2 protein-coding genes and 1 pseudogene are annotated in these 2,895 nt (G+C 74.1%); all 3 read left to right on the top strand.

The window, feature by feature from the left end; translation table 11 throughout:
• Nucleotides 1–377 (top strand): annotated as a pseudogene (locus tag B7767_RS27940) (FUSC family protein); the annotation flags it as partial.
• Nucleotides 378–663: 286 nt separating this feature from the next.
• Complete coding sequence (locus B7767_RS27935) at nt 664–1,629, top strand: SDR family NAD(P)-dependent oxidoreductase (protein WP_085574593.1); 966 nt, start codon at nt 664–666, stop codon at nt 1,627–1,629.
• A gap of 47 nt (nt 1,630–1,676) precedes the next feature.
• Nucleotides 1,677–2,708 (top strand): SDR family oxidoreductase, encoded by a 1,032-nt coding sequence (locus B7767_RS27930; RefSeq protein ID WP_085574592.1) that lies wholly within the window; start codon nt 1,677–1,679, stop codon nt 2,706–2,708.
• Nucleotides 2,709–2,895 lie beyond the last annotated feature (187 nt).

Raw genomic sequence — 2,895 nt, 5'->3', positions numbered from 1 at the left:
AGCACGAGGACGAGCGGTTCAGCCGCGTCACCGGGCACGTCACGGCGCTGACCCGCACGCTCGCGGTGGCCGCCGACGAGGACCGTACGCCCGCCGCGCCGGACGCCGCGGTGCTGGGCTGCTACGCGGACCTGCTGGAGCTGCTCGGCGACGCCTGCCACGCGGAGGCCGACCGGCTGCTGGGCGGCGGCGCGCGCGTGGACGCCCTCCTGGACGAGCGGACCGAGGCGGTGATGCGGGAGCTGCACGAAAGGCTCCAGGACGGGCTGCGCGAACAGGCCGGGCGGGGAGCCGCGCGGACGGCCGTCCTGGGCACGCTGGTGCTCCAGGCCGAGAACCTCTGGGCCGACCTCGACAACGACGCGCGGGACCGGTGACACACGTCACGCCCACGGACGGCCGGACGCGGAACACCCGGGGGTGGTTCTCCGTTGAACAGACCGTGGGTGCGGACGGGACAGTGTCCCCGGGCCTCACCATTCGCCCACAGGGACGATCGTCCGGCTGAAGCCCTGTGGAGCCTTTCGCCGAGAGGCGACCGCCGTCCGTGCCCACCACCGAGCCGCCCCGGCCGTGATTCCCCCGTCGCGGTCGGGGCTTCCCTCTGCCCCGCTCCGGGCGTCGCCCGACTTCGAGAGCGCTCCAGTCCGTAGCGTGACGGACATGAACGACGACAGCGGCGCACAGCACAGCATCGGCTCGGGCTTCGGCGCCCGCAGCACCGCGGACGACGTCCTCGAGGGCGTCGACCTGACCGGACGGCTCGCGCTGGTCACCGGCGGCTACTCCGGAATCGGCCTGGAGACCACCCGCGCCCTCGTCAAGGCCGGCGCCCGGGTCGTCGTCCCCGCTCGCCGCCCCGGCCCCGCGCGGGAGGCGCTGGACGGGCTGGAGCGCGTCGAGGTGTCCGAGCTGGACCTCGGCGACCTGGAGAGCGTGCGCGCGTTCGCCGACCGTTTCCTGGCGTCCGGGCGGACCCTCGACATCGTGATCGGCAGTGCCGGGATCATGGCCTGCCCCGAGACCCGGGTCGGGCCCGGCTGGGAGGCCCAGTTCGCCACCAACCACCTCGGTCACTTCGCCCTCGTCAACCGCCTGTGGCCGGCCGTCGGGCCCGGCGGCGCCCGCGTGGTGTCCGTCTCCTCGCGCGGACACCACGCCTCCGGCATCCGCTGGGACGACGTCCACTGGGAGCGCGGCTACGACAAGTGGGGGGCGTACGGGCAGGCGAAGACCGCCAACGTACTGTTCGCCGTGCACCTCGACCGCCTCGCCCGGGACCGCGGCGTCCGTGCCTTCTCCCTCCACCCGGGCGGCATCCTCACCCCGCTCCAGCGGCATCTGCCCCGGCAGGAGATGGTGGACCGGGGCTGGATCGACGAGCAGGGCGATCCGCTGAACCCCGAGGGTTTCAAGACCCCGCAGCAGGGCGCGGCCACCCAGGTCTGGGCCGCCACCTCGACGCGGCTGGACGGCATGGGCGGGCTCTACCTGGAGGACTGCGACGTCGCCGCACCGGCCTCGGCCGACGGGCGCACCGGGGTCAAGGACTGGGCGGTCGACCCGGAGCAGGCGGCCCGCCTGTGGGAACTCTCGGCCCGCCTGACGGGCGTGAACGCCTTCGCATGAGGGGTACTCGGCCGGTTCCGCGGAGCAGCGGCCGAGAGGAGCGGAAGGTGAGCAGCACAGCGGGCAGGAGGGTCGTCGTCACGGGCGCCACCGGCAACGTCGGAACCAGCGTGGTGCGGGTCCTCTCGCAGGAACCGGAGGTCGGCTCCGTACGGGGCCTGGCACGGCGGATCCCCGACCTGTCGCTCCCGGGGACCGAGTGGTCGGCGGTGGACCTGGCCTCGGACCGGTCCGACCTCGTCGGGGAGTTCACCGGCGCCGACGCGGTGATCCATCTGGCGTGGGCGTTCCAGCCGACGCACGATCCGGCGACCACCTGGCGCACCAATGTGCTGGGCAGCATGCGGGTGTTCGACGCGGTGGCCGAGGCAGGGGTGCCGGCGCTGGTGCACGCCTCGTCGGTCGGGGCGTACTCGCCGGGCCCGAAGGACCGCGCGGTGGACGAATCGTGGCCGACGCACGGCTGGCCGGACGCCGCGTACTGCCGGGAGAAGGCGTACCTGGAGCGGGCGCTGGACGTGTTCGAGCGTGATCATCCGGCGACGCGGGTGGTACGGATGCGGCCCGCGTTCCTCTTCAAGCGGGAGTCGGGGAGCGAGCAGCGCCGTATCTTCGGCGGCCGTTTCCTGCCGGGTCAGCTCGCGCGGCCCGACCTGCTGCCCGTCCTCCCGGACGTTCCGGGGCTACGGGTACAGGCGCTGCACACCGATGACGCGGCCCACGCCTACCGGCTGGCCGTGCTGTCCGCCGAGGCGCGGGGCGCCTTCAATCTCGCCGCGGAGCCGACGGTCGACGCGGAGCTGCTCGGGGAGATGCTCGGGACGCGCCGGGTACGGCTGCCGCGTACCGCCGCCCGCTCGGCGGTCGCCGCCGCGTGGGGGCTGCGGCTGCTGCCGGCGTCACCTCATCTGTTCGACGCCGTGCTGAGGCTGCCGCTGATGGACTGCACGCGTGCGCGCGTGGAGCTCGGCTGGCGGCCGGAGCACACGGCGACGCAGGTGGTGGAGGAGTTCCTGCTGGGCATGGAGCAGGGCGCCGGGGAGGACACGGAACCGATGCGGGGCCGCAAGGTCGGCTGAGCACCGGGTTTCACCGGTCCGCGCGGAGGTACCCGCGAGGGTCGCGTACGAACGAAGGGAGAGCGCCGTGACCGATCACCGCCTCGAAGGACCCGGTGAGAACGGCGCCGGTGTCCCCCGCGACCTGCCCGACCAGCAGGCCGGCCCCGGTGAGGACCCCTGGGAGGTCGCGCCCGCCGCGGCGGAG

This window comes from Streptomyces sp. 13-12-16 (assembly GCF_002114215.1).
Lineage (GTDB): Bacteria > Actinomycetota > Actinomycetes > Streptomycetales > Streptomycetaceae > Streptomyces.
This window is presented reverse-complemented; position numbering and strand designations above follow the sequence as displayed.

What these genes read in the sequence shown, in the direction of transcription:
- B7767_RS27935 (WP_085574593.1), top strand. Translation starts at nt 664, where the DNA reads ATGAACGACGACAGCGGCGCACAGCACAGCATCGGCTCGGGCTTCGGC.